Source organism: Methanofollis sp. (assembly GCF_028702905.1).
In the GTDB taxonomy this organism is placed as follows: domain Archaea; phylum Halobacteriota; class Methanomicrobia; order Methanomicrobiales; family Methanofollaceae; genus Methanofollis.
The window spans coordinates 65424-82902 of sequence record NZ_JAQVNX010000002.1 but is presented as its reverse complement, the minus strand read 5'-3'; the positions used below and the strand labels follow the sequence as shown (position 1 = coordinate 82902).

Annotated in this window: 14 protein-coding genes; 8 read left to right on the top strand and 6 right to left on the bottom strand. The window is 63.0% G+C overall.

The features are described from left to right. The first annotated feature begins 121 nt into the window (after positions 1-121). The 5 genes from PHP59_RS00870 to PHP59_RS00850 all read left to right on the top strand — a co-directional run bounded on the left by PHP59_RS00870 (position 122) and on the right by PHP59_RS00850 (position 4235). Positions 122-388 (top strand): hypothetical protein, encoded by a 267-nt coding sequence (locus PHP59_RS00870; RefSeq protein WP_300162149.1) that lies wholly within the window; start codon positions 122-124, stop codon positions 386-388. A gap of 351 nt (positions 389-739) precedes the next feature. Further along, entirely contained in the window at positions 740-2101 is a 1362-nt protein-coding gene (locus PHP59_RS00865; protein WP_300162146.1) for an ammonium transporter, read from the top strand. After that, positions 2098-2439 (top strand): P-II family nitrogen regulator, encoded by a 342-nt coding sequence (locus tag PHP59_RS00860; protein ID WP_300162143.1) that lies wholly within the window; start codon positions 2098-2100, stop codon positions 2437-2439. Before PHP59_RS00865 ends, PHP59_RS00860 begins: the two co-directional genes overlap by 4 nt. 20 nt (positions 2440-2459) lie before the next feature. Next, positions 2460-2594 (top strand): hypothetical protein, encoded by a 135-nt coding sequence (locus PHP59_RS00855; RefSeq protein WP_300162140.1) that lies wholly within the window; start codon positions 2460-2462, stop codon positions 2592-2594. Positions 2595-2819: 225 nt separating this feature from the next. After that, complete coding sequence (locus PHP59_RS00850; protein ID WP_300162137.1) at positions 2820-4235, top strand: MFS transporter; 1416 nt, start codon at positions 2820-2822, stop codon at positions 4233-4235. A gap of 410 nt (positions 4236-4645) precedes the next feature. Here PHP59_RS00850 and cca read toward each other — a convergent pair whose 3' ends face one another. Together cca and thpR are read right to left on the bottom strand one after the other, a co-directional pair. After that, positions 4646-6013 carry a CCA tRNA nucleotidyltransferase gene (gene cca, locus PHP59_RS00845; RefSeq protein ID WP_366943694.1) on the bottom strand — a complete coding sequence of 456 codons (1368 nt, stop codon included), beginning with the start codon at positions 6011-6013 and terminating at the stop codon, positions 4646-4648. Further along, positions 6003-6551: an RNA 2',3'-cyclic phosphodiesterase gene (gene thpR / locus PHP59_RS00840; RefSeq protein ID WP_300162134.1), complete on the bottom strand. Its 549-nt coding sequence runs from the start codon at positions 6549-6551 to the stop codon at positions 6003-6005. Before thpR ends, cca begins: the two co-directional genes overlap by 11 nt. A gap of 173 nt (positions 6552-6724) precedes the next feature. Between thpR and PHP59_RS00835 the strand changes: the two genes are divergently transcribed. The 3 genes from PHP59_RS00835 to PHP59_RS00825 are packed head-to-tail and all read left to right on the top strand — an operon-like array spanning position 6725 to position 11666. Then, entirely contained in the window at positions 6725-6997 is a 273-nt protein-coding gene (locus tag PHP59_RS00835) for an NrdH-redoxin (RefSeq protein WP_067049054.1), read from the top strand. A gap of 32 nt (positions 6998-7029) precedes the next feature. Beyond that, entirely contained in the window at positions 7030-10635 is a 3606-nt protein-coding gene (gene nrdD / locus PHP59_RS00830) for an anaerobic ribonucleoside-triphosphate reductase (protein WP_300162164.1), read from the top strand. A gap of 2 nt (positions 10636-10637) precedes the next feature. Beyond that, the gene (locus PHP59_RS00825; RefSeq protein ID WP_300162128.1) at positions 10638-11666 is read left to right on the top strand and encodes a DUF1786 domain-containing protein; all 1029 of its coding nucleotides are present in this window, start codon (positions 10638-10640) and stop codon (positions 11664-11666) included. 7 nt (positions 11667-11673) lie between these two features. Here the strand turns inward: PHP59_RS00825 and PHP59_RS00820 are convergent, their stop codons facing one another. Genes PHP59_RS00820 through PHP59_RS00805 form a run of 4 tightly spaced genes read right to left on the bottom strand, consistent with a single transcriptional unit; the run spans position 11674 to position 17473 of the window. After that, positions 11674-12183, bottom strand: coding sequence for a hypothetical protein (locus PHP59_RS00820; RefSeq protein WP_300162126.1), 510 nt, complete (start codon positions 12181-12183; stop codon positions 11674-11676). Positions 12184-12189: 6 nt separating this feature from the next. Further along, a complete protein-coding gene (locus PHP59_RS00815) occupies positions 12190-13578 on the bottom strand; it encodes a hypothetical protein (protein ID WP_300162124.1) in 1389 nt (462 codons plus the stop codon). After that, on the bottom strand, positions 13575-16748 hold the full coding sequence (locus PHP59_RS00810) for a tubulin-like doman-containing protein (RefSeq protein WP_300162122.1): 3174 nt from the start codon (positions 16746-16748) through the stop codon (positions 13575-13577). The genes PHP59_RS00815 and PHP59_RS00810 overlap by 4 nt, the downstream gene beginning before the upstream one ends. Next, positions 16745-17473 (bottom strand): hypothetical protein, encoded by a 729-nt coding sequence (locus PHP59_RS00805; protein ID WP_300162120.1) that lies wholly within the window; start codon positions 17471-17473, stop codon positions 16745-16747. The genes PHP59_RS00810 and PHP59_RS00805 overlap by 4 nt, the downstream gene beginning before the upstream one ends. Between the last annotated feature and the right edge of the window lie 6 nt (positions 17474-17479).

Below are 17479 nucleotides of genomic sequence, written 5' to 3'. Positions count from 1 at the left end.
TGTGTGACAGTCCCCCGGAACTGGCACTACAGAAAAGAAAGATATAATGGTGCGCCCGTCCCCATTCAGGTGAGAGAACCTTCGACAATGCCCCCCGGCCGCGGAGGCATCAGGTGAGTCCATGGAATATCGTCAGCTTGCACAAATGGTCGTCGGGACGGCGATGCTCTTCTGCGGGGCGTATTTTATGGCCCTGCTCGTCGGTGGCCTTCTTACTCTGAACATTATGAACGTCCCCCTGCTCTTCCCATCTCTTGCGGTCGTGGCGCTGGTGCTGGTCGTCCTCGGGTGGCTGAAAAAGTACCTCGACCGGATCGCGACGGCCCTGGAAGAGACCGAACAGAGGGTCGAGAGGATCGAGAGCGCCCTGGAGAAGATCCCCCGGTAGGTCTTCAGACCCTCCACCGCGTGAGGGTGATGATCGCGGGTTCGCCCATGGAGAACCGGCATGGGCGAGGCGGCCCCATCGCATCGAACCCATCCTATCGGGCGCATCGCGATTATGTCCGATTAAGGTGGCCTGATATCAAAAATTATCTTCTATGTCGGCCTTATGCGAGAATAAAGCCCTTATGGGTGCTGCATTTCCTTGCATCTCTTTTCTTTTCGTGATTTTCCCTCCTGTCATGCCCGCCTATCGCGGTTCTGGGACGTTATTCTCCCTTTCTGTGAGTTAATTTTATAACCGTCTGAAGGAAACATTGTTCCATCTCCTCGAGTATGGGAGCAGTGAAAAACCATGTCTGTGCGAAAAAACATTCTGGCGCTTCTTATCGTCGCCTGTATCGGGCTCTTTGCGGTGCCTGCCCTGGCCGCAGACCCCGACGGGACGGCGACTCTTGAGGAGGATCCGGGAATGGCCCTCGACTTTATCTGGGTCCTTGTCTGCGGGTTCATGGTGATGTTCATGCAGGCCGGGTTCTCCATGGTCGAGACCGGGTTCACCAGGGCGAAGAACGCGGCGAACATCATGATGAAGAACCTGATGGACTTCTCCGTCGGCGCCCTCGCCTACTGGGCGGTCGGCTTCGCCGTCATGTACGGCACGATGGAGGGCATGAACTGGCTCTTCGGCTGGTCGGGCTTCTTCCTGCTCGGCGACGCCTACGATGTCACCACCATCCAGTCCTGGTTCTTCCAGATGGTCTTTGCGGCGACCGCCGCCACGATCGTCTCGGGGTCTGTCTCTGAAAGGTGCAAGTTCTCGACCTATGTCATCGCCAGCGCCGTGATCACCGCTGTGATCTACCCTCTCTACGGCCACTGGCTCTGGGGCGGCGGCTGGCTTGCAGACCTCGGCGCCCTCGACTTCGCGGGTTCCGGCGTCGTCCACGCCCTCGGCGGCTGGCTCGCCCTGGCCGGTGCACTCCTGCTCGGCCCCCGCATCGGCAAGTATGCAAAGGACGGCACGCCCCGTGCGATCCCCGGCCACTCGGTGACCCTGGGCATCCTGGGTGTATTCGTGCTCTGGTTCGGGTGGTACGGCTTCAACTGCGGTTCGACGCTCGCTGCGGACAGCCTCAGGATCTCGGTCATTGCGGCAAACACCACACTGGCCGCGGCGGCGTCCCTCGTCACCGCGATGCTGATCACCTGGGCCTGGCACGGCAAACCCGATGTCTCGATGTCGGGCAACGCGGCGATCGCCGGGCTTGTCGCCATCACCGCCGGGTGCGCCTGGGTGAGCCCCCAGATCTCGGTGCTGATCGGCATCGTCGCCGGTGCCCTTGTGGTCGTCGGCGTCTGGTTCCTGGACTGGAAACTCCACATCGACGACCCTGTCGGTGCGATCTCCGTCCACGGGATCAACGGCGCCTGGGGCCTCCTGGCCCTCGGCCTGTTTGCCGACGGCACCTATGGCGGCGTGACCGGGCTCCTGTACGGCAACGCGGGGTTCTTCGCCGTGCAGGCTTTATCGGTTGCGGTCAACTTCGTCTGGGCCTTCGGCACCGGCCTCGTCCTCTTCGGCCTCCTGAAGGCGGTCGTGGGCATACGGGTCTCGGCTGCCGAGGAGTTGCAGGGCCTTGACATCGGTGAGCACGGGATGTCGGCCTACCCGAACTTCGTGGCCACAGAGCCCGCGACAGAGGTGGAGCGATGAAAAAGATCGAGGCAATCATCAGATCGACGAAATTCGATGACGTGAAGGCCGCCCTCGAAGGTATCGGGATGGTCTCCATGACTGTCTCCGAGGTGAAGGGGAGGGGCCAGCAGAAGGGCGTCAGGCAGCAGTGGCGCGGCGCCGAGTACGTCGTCGACTTCTTCCCGAAGACCAGGATCGAACTGGTCGTCCCTGACGAGAAGGTGGACGGGGCCATCGCCGCCATCGCAGGGGCCGCACAGACCGGCCAGATCGGCGACGGCAAGATCTTCGTGATCCCGGTCGAACGCGTGATCAGGGTGCGGACCGGAGAGGAGGGCGAAGCAGCCCTCCGATAACCTCTTTTAACGCCGGAGGAATGGAGGTAGGGCGGATCGTGCCGCCTCCCCCTGCCGGGGTCGTCCTCGCCTATGCACGGGGGTGGGAGGAGGAGATGGACCATCTCTCCCGAGAGATCCTCGGCACCTTCCTCGACGGCGTGGTCTCGGGATAGGGGAAGGCACCTGACCTGTGCTCTTTCCCCTGAAGACATGTCATGGGTCTGCCTGAGGCGTTGCCCGGTCGCACGGAGTCCTCACCCGGGGCCTCGTCTCCGCACCTGGACCCCGCGCTCCCTGTCGCGGCAGAGTGTACGCGGGGAGATAAATCCTGCCCTGTGCGGGTAAATGTCGATTTTACCCAAGTATATATGAAATTCGCCACGTCACGCTATACTGGAATGACATCCGTAATCACCGATCCCCTTCGCCAGAAACTCCTCCTCGGGGCGGTCGCTCTCGGCACAATTATGGACGGACTCGACGGCTCGATCGTGAACGTCGCTCTCCCGACAATCGCCGCAGACTTCGACACAGACATCGGGACAATTGCCTGGGTCATCATCACCTATCTCCTCATGATGGCAGGTTTCCTCCTCGTCTTCGGAAAGATCGCAGACCGCGGCCTCATGAAAATGATCTTCATCAGCGGATTCATCATATTCACCCTCGCATCCGCCGCCTGCGGTCTCTCCCCCGCCCTCCCCATCCTCCTTGCCTCACGGATCGTCCAGGGGATCGGTGCCGCCATGATCGCTGCCGTTGCGCCGCTCCTCTGTGTCAGATATCTTCCGCCGCGGATGCTTGGCATCGCTCTTGGCGTCCTCACTGCCGCGAGTTCGATCGGCTTTGCCGCAGGCCCTGCCATCGGAGGAATTCTCACCCACTACCTCTCGTGGCACTGGATCTTCCTGATCAACATCCCGATAGGGATCATCGGCATCCTCTTCGCCTCCAGGGTCATCCCCACAGACCACCCGATAGAGGATAAAACGCCGTTCGACTTTGCCGGAGCTGCCACGCTCTTTGGCGCAACGGTCTCCGGCATCTTCGTGCTCGAGGACGTCGCGGCCCTCGGCATAGCAGACCCCCTGATCCTCGTCTGCGCAACACTCTGCGTCCTGTTTGCATCGCTCTTCATCATCAGGGAACTGAAGACGCCGGCGCCCCTCATCAACATCCGCGTCTTCGGCACATGGCAGTTCACCTCCGTCCTGACCGCATTTCTGCTCATCAACGTCGTGTATATGGGGGTGCTGTACCTCCTGCCCTTCTACCTCGCCGCGGAAATGGAGTTTTCCATGGCAACGAGCGGCATGTACCTCTTAATTCCCCCGGCGATCACAGCCCTCCTCGGCATCACGTTCGGCAGATTGTCTGACAGGTACGGCCGCAGGTGGTTTGTTGTCGCCGCGTGCCTGGTGATCATCGTTTTCAACTGCATCTTCGCCACATATGTCCCTGAAGCAGGAGTTGTCCCTCTGCTTTTCGCCCTTGTAATGATGGGAGCCGCCTTCGGGATTGCCGGTGGGCCTGCATCGAGCAGAATTATCGAATGCGCCCCGGAAGGCGAGGAGGGGACCGGATCCTCGCTCATGATCACCACCGTCTACCTCGGCGGCGTCCTCGGAACAGCCCTGTATGCAACGATCTTCACCTTCATAACGGCCTCCGACGGCCTGGTGGCATTCACCGACCTCGACTCCGCAACCTTCCTTTCCGGTTTCCACTCCACGATTTCTATCGGGCTTATCCTCTCGGTACTCTCGCTGGTACTCTCTGCGATCGTCAGAGATGATGACAGGCATGCTGCGTGAACTCTGTCAGGGAGGGACTGTGATGTCTCGCCTCGGATATCCTGTTCAGTCTTCCCGGATCCTATCCTGGATCGGGAGTCCGGGGGCAACGAGCGATAGCAAGTTCGAAAAAATCTTTGATTTTCGGTGGAGTCCCCCGGCGAACTGTTGAGGGAAGGCAGTGGATCGGCGTCCTCCTCCGGAGGGCAGAGCCCCCCGGTCCCCCCCATTGCGATAGGGGGGGGTGGATGGCAGCCCTTCAGAGTGGAGGGTCCATCCTTCCCCGGCCCTATCCTGGATCGGGGGTCCGTAGGCGTCAGTCCCCCGGGGGAGAGTGGGGGAAGGCAGGGGATCGACACTTCCCTCGGAGCGATAGGGCGCCGGGAAGAAAAACAGGATAGGGAGACGGAAAATTATCTTCCTGATCCCTCTCAGGGACTCACCCGCAGGATCCCTGTCAGCGCCGTCTCCTTCCGGAGGAACGCGGTGAGGAAGGCGGCGAACTCCTTGTCCCAGCACGCCGGCCCTTCGAGCACCTGCCACTCGTTGTCCATCGCCTTCTTGACGTGCTTGCCCAGGCCGACGCCGAGCACCTCCGGCGACCGGAGGAGGTCGGCGGCCTGCGTGTACTTCCGGGCAATCTCGACGACATACCGACCGTCCTCGATATATGGCCCGGCAAACATCTCCTCCCCGCGCCACTTCGCGGCAAACTTCGCCGCATTCTCCCGGCTCCAGACAGGCGGGCCGAAGTGCCGCACGATCCCCGGCATCTCGTCGCAGAAAAGTTCGAAGACGAGGATACACCTCTCCTCCCCCATCGCCTCCTCGGCCCGGTTCACCACAAAGCCCGAGCGTTCGAGGAGGGCGCGGACCCCCTCAAGGCTCCGGCGGAGCTGCGGGACGACGACGTCGGGGATGAAGGGCGGTGTCGCGAAGGAGACCGCATACAACTTCGTCCCCCGCCGTGCGAGTTCCGCGGCAAAGTCCTCTCTGTCGAGCGCCTCGCGGCGGGGCGGGAAAAAGAAGGTCTCCGACGGCATCTCCAGGTACCCCCGGCAGAGCTCCACGAAGGAAAACATCTGGGTGATCGAGACCGAGGCCGCCACATTCCTCTTCGGGTCCACCGGGTCGACGACGATCATCGGCTCGGAGAACTCGCGCACCGCGTGGTGCTCGATATCGATGGACAGGCCCGGCTTCCACCGCGCCGCCGCCGTCACGAGAGGCGTGAAACCGCCGAAGTGCAGGACCAGGAGTTCGCAGAGGTAGCCCGCAAAGCCCTCTGTCATCTGGTCCGAGCCATAGACCCCGCCTGCCTTCGTGAACTGTTTCAGCAGGAGGACATCGTCGGCAAACGGCCTGATCCTCTCCCTGATATACCGGGTGTGGAAGGGCGTCCTGTCCACCGCGCTCCTGATCTCGGCCCCGCTCGCCACCTTGTAGCAGGGGACCAGGTCGACGTCGAGACCCCGGATCGTCGCGTTGATGTACGGGTGCTCGGCATACTTCTCCCGCCAACTCTCCCCGAACTTTTTTGCGACATCCCGTGCGAGGGTGAGCCCCTCCTTCTCCAGGTACTCGCGGGGCAGTGCCGGGTCATGGAGCATGAAGATGTCGAGGTCGCGGTCGCCTCGTACCCAGGTACCCCTCGCCACCGAACCGACGAGCATCGCCTCGGCCCTTCCTGACCTGTTGATCGCATCGATGATCTCCTCTGCGACCCCGATGATCTCCTCCTCCTCGCCCGGCATTGGTCTGATCCGGGCGAGCACCCTCTCCTCGACCTCATTCCTCACCGAGAGGCACCTCCAGAAGAGTCTCGTAGACCGGGCCCGTGGGGGTCAGGGTCGATTCTTTCAGGACGATACGGTCGATCGTGCAGGTGCCCATCCCGGTCGCGGCAAGTTCCTGGACCAATTCGAGCAGGGACGGGTCGAACTCTTTCACCCGCGCCAGGGTGACATGGGGCGTGAAGGCCCGCTTCTCCCGCGGGAAACCGAGAGGGCCGAGAGCCTTTTCGACCCTATCGGCCAGACGTGCGGTCTCTCCGCCGTCGTCCACCGCGCACCAGACAACCCGCGGCCGCCCGGGGTTGTTCCCGCCGACGCCGCCGACAGTCAGGGGGTACGCCCTCCCCTTCACGCCGCGCAGGGCGTCCTCCACGGCCCCGATCCGCTCCTGTTCCACCTCGCCGAGGAACTTGAGCGTGATGTGCGCCAGCGCCGGGTTCACCAGGCTCAGCCTGGCCGTGCTCATGCGGAGCCGGTCCTGCGCCGCGCGCAGGCTCTCCCTGACCTCGTCAGAGAGTTCGATCGCGACAAAAGCCCGCACCATAGTATCTCCACTATATCACAACCATGCTACAAAGCACCATCGGACGAAATCATAAACTTGATTCTCTCTGACAGTGAAGGTCTTCCATTCCTATGGGATCAATCCATATGGGATCATCCCGATACTATACGGGCTGAACCGATCGCCTGAACCAGGATCGTGGGAGTGTTTTCATGGCTGATTATCCGCAATTCATCGTATATACTCTCGAATGCTGTCCGCACTGCGAACTCCTGAAGGACTATCTCACGGCACGGGGCTATCCCTTCGTCGAGGAGGACATGTCCTCAGCCGAATCACTCACCGAACTACGGGTGAACGGCGTCTTTGTGAACGAGGCGCCTGTCCTGCGGTGCGGTGAAGACGATTTTTACACCTCTTCCGACCTCTTCGAGAAGGGCCTTCTGCGGGAGGACGTCGTCGACCGGATTGCCGCGGGTGAGTGACGGTGGAGACGCAGAAGAGGCAGGGCTCGGGCATGCCCGGAAAGGACAGTTCCGGATCTTCCCTGTCCCGGCAGGCGACCCTTGACGGTGTTTTCCTCCCCCCACTCCCCAGGGTCAGGTCGTCCGAGGGCCATATCTTCGAGTGGGACCGGTCGAAGATCATCGCCCAGATAGAGAAGGAGACAAAACTGGTCGAGGACTTCTACGGTTATGCCGGGGCGACGCCCGAGCAGGCCGGGGAGATCGCAAAGGAGGTCGAGGAGAGGATCAGGAAACTGGGACTCCGCTCCCTCTCCGGCCCCCTGATCCGCGAGATCGTGAATATGACCTTCCTGGAGAAGGGGATGGTCCAGTACAGGAACGTCTGCACCCGCGTCGGCACCCCTGTCTTCGACGCCCACCTCATCGACGTCGGCCGCGGTTTCGAGGCCCACGACAACGCGAACCTCCAGGAGAACGCCGAGACCTCGCACAAGAAGAAGGCCGACAAGATCTCCAAGGAGCAGTACCTCCTCCAGCTCCCGCCCGAACTCGCGGACCGCCACCTCGCGGGCGACCTCCACGTCCACGACCTCGAGTACTTTGGTACGCGCCCGTTTTGTCTCGACGGGAGCACGGTCGTTCCTTTCCGCGTCTCCGGCCGGCACCTGACGATGCGGCTGGACGAACTGCCTCTCGACGGCGACGCATATCTCCCGGCCGACCTCGCCGTCCTCACGCCGCAGGGCTACCGGGCGGTGCAGAAGGTCACCCGACGCCCGGTCAAGGAGGGCGAGACGCTCCGCATCCGCACGGCCACCGGCAAGACCCTCCGCGCCACGCGGGAGCACAGGATCCCTGTCCTGGCAGACGGGACGATGCAGATCACAAAGGCCGGCGAGGTGCAGGAGGGCGACCTGCTCTATGGCCCTGACGAGACATTGTCACTCCGCGGCGAGTCCGTCGATACGGTCGACCTGGTCAGGGAACTCTCCGCATCCGTACCCCCCGAATACCTGGAGACGGTCTCGGTGCGGGGTGCCCGCTCCCTCTTTGACAAACTCTCCGAGATAGAGGGGAGTTATACCGGGATATCCCGCGCCCTCGGCATCGAGCATCATGGGGAGTGGTTCACCCGCGGCACCATGCCCCTCACGGTCTTCAGGAAACTCTGCGACCACTACGGCATCGCCGACTACGGCGACCTGACGGTCGGCGTCGCGGGCAGCGAGCACGACCTCCCGGCCGTCCTGCCTGTCACCCCGGCCCTCTGCCGTCTCCTCGGGTTCTTTGTCTCCGAGGGGAATTACGACGTCGTCCCTGGCAGCACGTACAACCTCGCCATCACCGAGAACCACCAGTCTGAGGCGGTCGTCGCCGATGTCAGGGCGGTGCTCGGTGGCTATGCGACCCTTTCAGGCGGCACGCCCGACGTGACCGAGATCCATGGCGTCAGGGTCGAGCATGACCGGGCGATGCAGGTCTACTTCGGCGGGAAACTCGGGTACCTCCTCTTCAGGTACGTCTTTGCCATTCCTGAGGGTGCGGCGAAGAAGCGTCTGCCCTGGCTTGTCTGGCACCTGGACGACGCCCTCCTCACGGAGTTCCTCTCGGCACTCTTCACCGGCGACGGCTCCGCGTATTACAGGCCGGAAAAGTCGGACTGCATCGTCAATTACACCACCGTCTCGGCCTCCCTGCGGCAGGAACTCTCTCTCCTCCTCTCCTCCCTCGGGATGCACCCGCAGGTCGTCGAACTCTATGCCGAGGAGGACCGCACGACCCTCTACCGCCTCCAGATCAACGGTTCGGCAAATATCAGGACCTTCGCGAAGTGGGCCAGGTTCCTCGACGACAGGCAGGAGCACGTCGACCGCTTCTGTGCCGGGGTGAACCCGATCGCCCGCACGCCCCGCGGCGAGGAGGTCGTCGCCATAGGTGAGGTCGCGCCCTCGGGCGAGTATGTCTATGACCTCTTCCTGGACGGCGACGGTTCGGAGGAGAGCCACACCTTCTATGCCTCTGACGGCCTGCTCGTGCACAACTGCCAGGACTGGGACCTCCGGTACTTCTTCTACTACGGCCTGATGCCCGACGGCAACGGCACGAAGGCCTCGGTCGCCGGCCCGGCAAAACGCGCCGAAGTCGCCGTCCTTCACGCGGTCAAGGCACTCGGGAGTGCGCAGACGAACTTCGCGGGTGGCCAGGGCTACTACAACTTCCTCACCTTCCTCTCCCCATACATCGAGGGAATGGAGTACGGCGAGATGAAGCAGTTGATGCAGATGTTCGTCTACGAGATGACCCAGATGATGGTCGCCCGCGGCGGACAACTCGTCTTCTCCTCTGTCCAGCTCTCGCCGGGCGTCCCGACCCTCTGGCGGGACAAGCCCTGCGTGTACAAGGGCAAGGTCTGGGACGGCACGCAGGCGCCCCTCCGGACCTACGGCGAGTTCGAGCGCGAGGTCCGCCTCCTCTTCAAGGCCCTGATCGAGGTGATGCTCGAAGGCGACTACTGGGGCAAACCCTTCTCCTTCCCCAAGCCCGAGATCTCCATCGAGCCCGACTTCATGGAGGAGGACGAGGAGTTCAACAGGCGGCACCCTGACCTGCCCACGTACCGCGACCTCTACCTGCTCACCTTCGAACTCGCCTCCAAGTTCGGCACCCCGTACTACGACAACCAGCTCCCGCCGTATCGCGGGGCCGGGAAGGGGATCTCGTGCTATCAATGCTGCGCGTATCAATTTTCCTCCACCATCGAGAAGGACGTCTCCTTCGAGGACAAACTCTATTTCAGGGACGCAAAGCATTTCTCGATGGGTTCCTGGCAGGTCGTCTCCGTCAACTGCCCGCGGGCGGCGTACCGTGCCGAAGGTGACGACGAACGTCTCTTTGCCGAACTGAAGGCCCTCATGGACGTCGCCGCGGAGGTCTTCCAGATCAAGAGACGGTGGATGGAGACGATCCGGACGAACGGCCGGATGCCCTTTGCGATGCAGAGGCCGAAAGACCCGAACACCGGCGAGAGGGGTGCGGTGGCCGTCGACCTCGACAGTCTGGTCTACACGATCGGCGTCGTCGGCGTGAACGAGATGGTCCAGCACCACACAGGCCAGCAGATCCACGAGAGCAAGAAGGCATTCAAACTTGCTGTCCGTGCAATGACCGAGATGGAACTCCATGCCCGCGAGATCTCGGAGAAGACCGGGATGACCCTCGCCCTGGCGCGGACGCCCGCGGAGACGACGGGTCAGCGCTTCGCAGTCGCCGACATGCTCGACGACCACTTCCGCGAGGCGGCTCTTGCGGTGATGCAGGGCGACGTCGAGACCGCCGTCGCCGACTGCGGGAACACCCGCGATCTTCCTGTCTACTACACGAACGGCACCCATGTCGCGCCGGGTGCAGACGTCCCTCTTACGAAGAGGATGGAGATCGAGCACGTCTTCTTCCCGATCGTGGACGGCGGCAACATCTTCCACATCTGGCTCGGCGAGGCGCGGCCCGACCCCCGCGGCCTCTATGACATGGCGATGAACCTCTGCCAAAAGACGCAGATCGGCTACTTCGCCTTCACCCGCGACCTGACCGTCTCCCTGAAGCGCTTCAGGGAGTATCACGGCGAACCGCTGACAAAGGGGAAACTGGGGGTGTAAGGATGAGCGACCGCCGCATTCTTGCGATCGACGTGGGCCGGGGGACGCAGGACGTCCTCCTGTATGACCCCGGCCAACCGGTCGAGAATTCGGTGAAACTCGTCCTCCCCTCCCCGACGGTCGTCGTCGGCACCGCCATCCGCGAGGCCGCACGATCGGATCGTCCCGTCCACCTGGAAGGAATCTGCATGGGCGGCGGCGGGACTGTCATGGCGGTACAGAAGGCCCTTGCCGCCGGCGTCCCTGTCAGTGCCACCCCTGCGGCGGCACTCACCATCCACGACGACCCCGACCGCGTGCGGGCGTTCGGCGTCGCCATCACCGAGACGGCGCCGGCGGGTGCGGTGACGGTGCGGACGGCCGACTACATGGAAGCCGAACTCCGGTCGGCCCTCTCCCTCTTTGGCGTGCCCTATCCGGAAAGGATCGCGATCGCGGTGCAGGACCATGGCTTCGCGCCGAAGACCTCCAATCGCATCCACCGCTTTGCGGTCTTCCTGGACTTGCTGGAGAAAGGGGACTGGGACCTCTTCGCCCTTGCCCCCGACCCGCCGCACCCCTCGATGTCCAGGATGCAGGCCGTCCTCGGGGACGCCCCCGGTGCCCTCGTCACCGACACGGGGCCGGTGGCGGCGATCGGCACCCTCCTCGATCCGCGGGTCGCGGAGATGGCGGAGACAGGGGTCACGCTCGTGAACGCCGGCAACGGCCACACCCTCACCTTCACCCTGAAGGGCGGCCGCGTCTGCGGCATCTTCGAGCACCACACCTCCTCCCTTGACCCTGAAAAACTGAAACTGTACATCCGGAAACTCCAGGAGGGCACCCTGACGAACGAGGAGATCTTCGAGGACGGCGGGCACGGCGCCGCGGTCAGGGAGGCGACAGGCATAACGCCGGTCGCCGTCACCGGCCCGAACAGGACGCGCCTCCTGCCCGACGCCTACCAGGCGTCGCCCTTCGGAGACATGATGCTCACCGGGTGTTTCGGTCTCCTCGAAGTCTGGAAGAGGAGGCGGGGCGGGATCTGATCCCGTCTCATCTCCCCAACGTGGCGACGACATCCACGATCATCTCGTTGAACCTGACGTCGACGGTATATCGCCCTGCCGCATAGATCTTCATGCCCCCCTTCTCGTTCTGGGCGAAAGACCCCTTCTCTCCTGCCGGCAGGCCGTACCCGTTCTCTGCGACGAGGTCGCCCTCGCCGTCGAAGACCCTGACGACGAACCAGGAGTCTGGTGAAGGGGAGAGGCGGGAGGGATCCCCTGTCCGGGCGACCAGCCGCGGCTGCACGGTGTACTCGATCTCCATCGGCGGCGTCGTCAGGTCCACCGGGACGGTGAAGGTCCGGTTCTCGAAATCTTCCGAGGTGTACCTGAAGATCTCGCCGGCCGCCGGCGTCGTTGGCGAGGGGAGCGTCGTCTGTGCCGGTGTCGGCACCGGTGTTCCCTCACCGTTTTCTCCCCCTGGCGGGACGGCCAGGACCACGGCGAGGAGGAGAACCCCGAAGAGGAGGGCGATGATGTTCTCTGTTCTCCTGTTCATGCCCCCTCAGAACCCGAACCTCACGACCTCGCCCACCCTCCAGGGATAGATCTGGCGGAGTGCGTCCCTCCCCTCTCCGGGCTCCAGCATTGCGTCGACGCTGGCCGCAAAGAAGAAGACCGGGACCGAAAGGGCGCGGTTATGGATCTCGTGGAAGGTGCTGACCCTGAGGAGGGACTCGTAGATCTCCCTCTCGATCCGCGCCGCCTCCTCCGAGGTGTCTTCGATGTCCTTGATGTTTGTGATCCTGTCGGTTTTTGTCACGACAAACCCGTAGACACGGTCGCCCCCGAAAAGGTCCATCAGTCGCGAGTAGTAGCCGAAGAGGTGCGTCAACTCCTCCCTCCCCCGTGCATGGAAGTTGACGATCTGGTCGCCGTCGATGAGAAAAAGGATCTTCCCGGCCATTTCCATGCGGTGGTACAGGCAGGCCGCGACGACGGCGTCCATGACACCGCCGATAGCGCCGGCCTGGTCCTCCTTCAACCGTTTCAGGTACCCGAAACTGCCGATATGTGCCCGGACACTCTCTTCGTCGACCCCGATCGCGGCGGCGACCCTGGCGACGGCCGCGGCATGGTGCGCCGGGTTGATCGCGGCCGTGTATCGTCCGGCATAGTCGACGATGCCCGTCTCGATGGGGACAAAACCGTATTTTTTTCCGGACAGGAGGTAGAAGGCCAGGTCGTTCTCCCCTGTGGGTTTCGGGAGGCGCCCGCCTTCCAGGTCTGACAGGAGGTCTTCGACCCGCATCGCCTCCGCACCGGGGCCGAGGATCACCTCCTGCCGCCTGCCCGAGAACTCTCTGACAAAGAGGCTGTACAGGGCGAGGAAGAGGAGCGTCTTCCCCGAACCGGCAGGGCCGAGGACGACGATCTCCGGGGCCCCCGCGCCCCGAACCGACCACCCGGCAAGGAGGCCGAGAGCGACGAGGATGGCGATCCCCCCGGCCGTCAGGAGGGCCCGGTCCCACGACGCGAGGAGGAGGACGGAAATGCCGAGGGCGACCAGGAGGAGTTTTGCGGCGAGACGGACGGCGTCGGCAAGGGTGTCGAAGCGGTTCTGGAAAAACGAGAGGGCCGTTGCCGTCGCTCCTGCAAGCAGTCCCGCAGCGACGGCCGCGACCGCGGGCGACCCGGCGAGATATGCGGCGGCGAGGGGGGCGAGGATGGCAAGGACGATCTCCCCCCCTTTCCTGGACCTCTCCTTGATCAGGAGGCCGCACGATGCCGGGACGAGAAGACCGATGAAGAAACCGAGGGAGTACGATACGAAGAGCGGTAACGGTCCGGCCAGGGCCAGGGGCGCGACCAGGAACAGCGCCACCGAGAGGGCGAGGCCGACCGCGGCGATCGCCCCCTCCCGGATTAACCTGTCCCTGTAGCGCACCCTCATCTGGGGAGCGCCTCCCTGATCCCCCGGATCGTGTACAGCTCCAGGACCGTGCCGGAGACATTTTCTCCTTTCTTCTCCAGGTTCGACATTCTGCCCGCGTCTTTCAGGTCGAGAATTCTCTTTCTGGTGATATATTCGCCTTCGTGCATCCTGAGGACATGATGGAGGATGTTGTCCCTGTTCTTCTCGTAGATCTCCCAGTACCCCCCGCCGGCGATGAGGGGCGAGATGTTGTCCAGGAACCCGGCGGCGACGACGAAGGTGAGGGCGATCTCCCAGGGGCGTGCATGGCCGTGCGTGACCAGGCGCGAGTCGTTGATGTTCCGCAGGGCGAGAGTCTCGTTGATCTCGCGGGTCATCTGGTCGCCGACCCGTGCGCTGGTGATGGTCCGTGCGATATAGTCCGAGGGCGTGGCGACCACCAGGCCCGCCTTCCCAAAGTTCCACCTTTCGGTGGCGCTGATCGGGATCATCAGGTTGTGGATGCCCAGTTTGTAGTTGTCGATGAGGTGCTTGTAGGTCGCCGTGATCTCGGCGATAAGTTTGTCCAGTTCCCGCCGCCCGTTGTCGTCCCAGTCCAGGTCGCGTAAGGAAGAGTCCTCGCGGATCAGGGAGAGGATCCGCGGGTTGATCTCCCCGAACCTCGTCATGTACAGCCCTTTTTTAGTCATGTTGCCGTGGCTCTTCTGCTCGTTGACACGCACGACCGTCGAGAAGAAGACCTTGTAGTGCTTGTTGATGTCCCGGCGGTAGGGGAATGTCCCGTCGGCCACCTCCTCCGTGCGTACCAGGGCGGTCTGGAACGCCTTCTTCGCGTCGAGGCGCCTTTTGATCTCCAGCACCTCGCCCTCCTGCCCGGAGTATTTCTCCGAGAACTGCTCCTGCACGAGGAGACCCGAGACCAGGCGTTCCCTGAGGGCGGAGCGGATCGTGCCGCGGTCGCCCGCCTCGAAGATCGCCGCAATCCCCGCGGGGTCGTCGACAGGGACGTGCGCAAAGACCGCGTCGGTGATCTTTTTCCTGAACTCGTCGGCCCTCTTCCCGAGACTCGAACTGATGAAGTCGGCAGGGAGGTACAGGTCGAAGGGGGCGTCGATCCTGAGGTTCCAGTAGCGTGCGTTCGCCTTGATGAACTCCTCGTTCTCCCTCCGGAGAGCGTCGTACTTCCTCCTCTCCCGCGCCGGTTTTTTGTTGATGAACCCGATGATCTTCGACCCGATGCCGCCGGCGTCGATCCTCCTGACCCGCATGTCGTGGTAGTAATAGAGGGCGATCGCTTCGACGAGTTCGGCGAGGCCGGAGAGGTTTTCGTCGATGTCGTGGGCGACGGCGGCGATGTCGCGCTGGACCTCGGGGACCTCCGCGGCCCGGAGCCACGTGTCCCTGTCCGCGGCCTTCACCTCCCCTGCACTGAGGCTCTTGATGCCCCTGTTGATCGCCTCCTGCAACCCTTTCTCCGGCCCTTCGACCGCCTGGACCTTCTCCTTCAGGGTGACGTACTGGTCGAGGAGGATGTCCGTCCCGGAGAGGGTCTGGTCTGCCGACTTCTCCATGCTCTCCAGGCGGGCGTTCATCCGATCAAGGTCGCCCTGTTTCTCCTGCATCCCGGCGTCGAGGAGGTGGATCTCCTCCTGCACCTCTTTCCGGCGGGCGGCGAGGTCGCGGATATAGGGTGCGACCTCCTCCCTCCCTTTCAGGGTCTCCATCAGGGCGGCGTGCATCGCCTCGTCCTCGATAGCCGCGATCCTCTTGAAGATCCGCGCCGTCGTCTCCAGGGCCTGGAAGGCCTCGGGCAGGATCCTGAAGAGTTTTCTGTCGATGTCGTCCTTCAGTTCCTCCTCCTTGACCGCCTGGGCGAAGTTCTTGACCCGCGAGATGAACCCGACGAGGTCGTCGAATGTCCTGACCATGTCCAGGCGGAGTTCCGCCGGAATGTTGTTCTCGATGAAGAACTCGACGGCGATGTTTGTCTGGTAGTCGAGCAGTCTGCCGATCTCGTTCCGCCAGACCTTCTCGATGGTGCCGAACTCCTTTTTGATGTAGTCGAAGTCGCTCCGCGTCGGCGGGGCCTCCTTCGTCCGCCCGATCTCGTCGAGGAGATCGCCGACCGCGAGGTTCAACCTCTTCCTGCTTGCGGTGATCTCCTCCATCTCGCCGATGATCACCTCGTACTGGTCTTTGAAGGTCCTCAGTTCCTCGACAGGATAGGTGATGATATGTGCGTCGGCGAGAATGAACGAGGAATACGGTTTTTTGGCGTCCCCGATGTTGATGTCCCCCTTTTCGAGGTGGAGGAAGTTCGTGAAGATGTACGGGAAGACGGCGTCGAACTCGTGCACCTCCTCACGGGCCTCCTCCCCCTTCTTGTACCCGGTCGGGCCGAGGGAGGTGAGCACGATATAGTTGAAGAGACGCTCGGTCTGGTTGAGGTATTCGAGTTCTGTCAGGGCGACGGCGGCGTTCAACTGCTCCTTCTCCCCCTCGACGGTGGTCGGGAGGACGACGAAGAGCCAGATCTGCGCGGTCTCGCCCCTCTGGCCCCTGATATAGCGGGCGAGGTCGATGAACATGCCCGACCCTGTCCCGCCGCCGAGACCGACGACAATGGCGGTCGTCCCCATCGTGGAGAACATGGGAAAGCCGCCGGCCTGGCCCTCGTTGATCACCTTGTAGAAGATCGCCTTGGAGATCGCCCGGCGCCTGTGCACCCCGCCGCCGAAGTCGTCGGTGACGAAGGGGTCGATCGTCCTGAGTTCGTCGAAGTGCAGGCCCTTCTCGGACGGGTCGTTCAGCCACCACACCCTCGTCCCCGGCTCTGACTTGGTGGCCTTGATCTTCTCGGCGATGTCCAGGCCGGCGAGGTCCGAGACCTGGCTGATGTTTGCCAGGTTCGGGAGGTACAGGGTGTCGTATTCGACATTGCCCCGCCCCCCAAAGGACTCCACGATGCCGAGCACTTCGTCGCGCTGCTGTTCGTCCTGGTACCTCTCGTTGGCGTCGGTGTCCATCGTGTAGACGGAGAGGTGCCTCCCGCCCAGGGAATAGTGCTGCAGGAACCATTCCTGCCTGCAGATCTCCCCGACAAGTTTCTTTCCGCACCCCCCGAGGCCGCAGATCGTCAGGTCTGTCGGCAACTGGAGGGGCGGCCCTGAAGGTTGTGCCCCGTTCATTCTTCATTCCCCCCTGATTCCCGTCCGCCTATCCATATCCCGGCGATCAGTGCCAGGACAGCGGTGAGGACGATCCCGCCGACCGTCCAGATGAGCGGCACCCCCGCGCCGCGTGACATTTCGTAGTCGGCAAGGGCGTTCGCTTCATTGACAAGGCCCTTCTCGAAGAGGTCCTGGAGGTATGTCCTCATGAAGGGATCCGAGATCTGGTTCAGTTTGGCCCTGAAGTCGTCCACGGCGTTGATTGCAATGGAAAAGAGTCTGGTGTCGCTCTCAGCGAGGGGACGCCCCTTCTCGTCGGTGAACCGCACCCGGTAATAGGCATACCCGCTCCTTTTCGGGTCGTAGGTGGTGAGGGTCACGGCCCCGCACTGGGTGACCTTCGTGACCGACGGGGCCTGGCCGTGGATGCGGATGGAGAGGCCGCCTCCCCCTGCCGGCACGGAGAGGGAGGCAGGCGTGGTGTTTGTGGCATTCCCCCCTCCCGACGGGGAGAGGAGGGGCGTGTCCCCCTGCTGCAACAGATCGGTGTCGACGATGACCGTATCGGCCGCGGGTGGCATGCCCGAGAGCGTGATCGTGAAGTCGACGACCTCTCCCTCCGCGACCGTGTCGGGCGGCGCCTCCTCGACGCCGACCTGCAGGCCCGCCGCCACCGCCGGTATGCAGAGCAGTGCGACGAGAAGAAGCAGGTGTGCTCCTGCGGTGTTTGCCTGTGCTGTCATGGAACG

What these genes read in the sequence shown, in the direction of transcription:
- PHP59_RS00815 (WP_300162124.1), bottom strand. Translation starts at nt 13,578, where the DNA reads ATGAGGGTGCGCTACAGGGACAGGTTAATCCGGGAGGGGGCGATCGCC.
- PHP59_RS00855 (WP_300162140.1), top strand. Translation starts at nt 2,460, where the DNA reads ATGGAGGTAGGGCGGATCGTGCCGCCTCCCCCTGCCGGGGTCGTCCTC.
- PHP59_RS00865 (WP_300162146.1), top strand. Translation starts at nt 740, where the DNA reads ATGTCTGTGCGAAAAAACATTCTGGCGCTTCTTATCGTCGCCTGTATC.
- PHP59_RS00870 (WP_300162149.1), top strand. Translation starts at nt 122, where the DNA reads ATGGAATATCGTCAGCTTGCACAAATGGTCGTCGGGACGGCGATGCTC.
- PHP59_RS00825 (WP_300162128.1), top strand. Translation starts at nt 10,638, where the DNA reads ATGAGCGACCGCCGCATTCTTGCGATCGACGTGGGCCGGGGGACGCAG.
- PHP59_RS00805 (WP_300162120.1), bottom strand. Translation starts at nt 17,473, where the DNA reads ATGACAGCACAGGCAAACACCGCAGGAGCACACCTGCTTCTTCTCGTC.
- PHP59_RS00820 (WP_300162126.1), bottom strand. Translation starts at nt 12,183, where the DNA reads ATGAACAGGAGAACAGAGAACATCATCGCCCTCCTCTTCGGGGTTCTC.
- nrdD (WP_300162164.1), top strand. Translation starts at nt 7,030, where the DNA reads ATGCCCGGAAAGGACAGTTCCGGATCTTCCCTGTCCCGGCAGGCGACC.
- PHP59_RS00850 (WP_300162137.1), top strand. Translation starts at nt 2,820, where the DNA reads ATGACATCCGTAATCACCGATCCCCTTCGCCAGAAACTCCTCCTCGGG.
- PHP59_RS00810 (WP_300162122.1), bottom strand. Translation starts at nt 16,748, where the DNA reads ATGAACGGGGCACAACCTTCAGGGCCGCCCCTCCAGTTGCCGACAGAC.
- PHP59_RS00835 (WP_067049054.1), top strand. Translation starts at nt 6,725, where the DNA reads ATGGCTGATTATCCGCAATTCATCGTATATACTCTCGAATGCTGTCCG.
- PHP59_RS00860 (WP_300162143.1), top strand. Translation starts at nt 2,098, where the DNA reads ATGAAAAAGATCGAGGCAATCATCAGATCGACGAAATTCGATGACGTG.
- thpR (WP_300162134.1), bottom strand. Translation starts at nt 6,551, where the DNA reads ATGGTGCGGGCTTTTGTCGCGATCGAACTCTCTGACGAGGTCAGGGAG.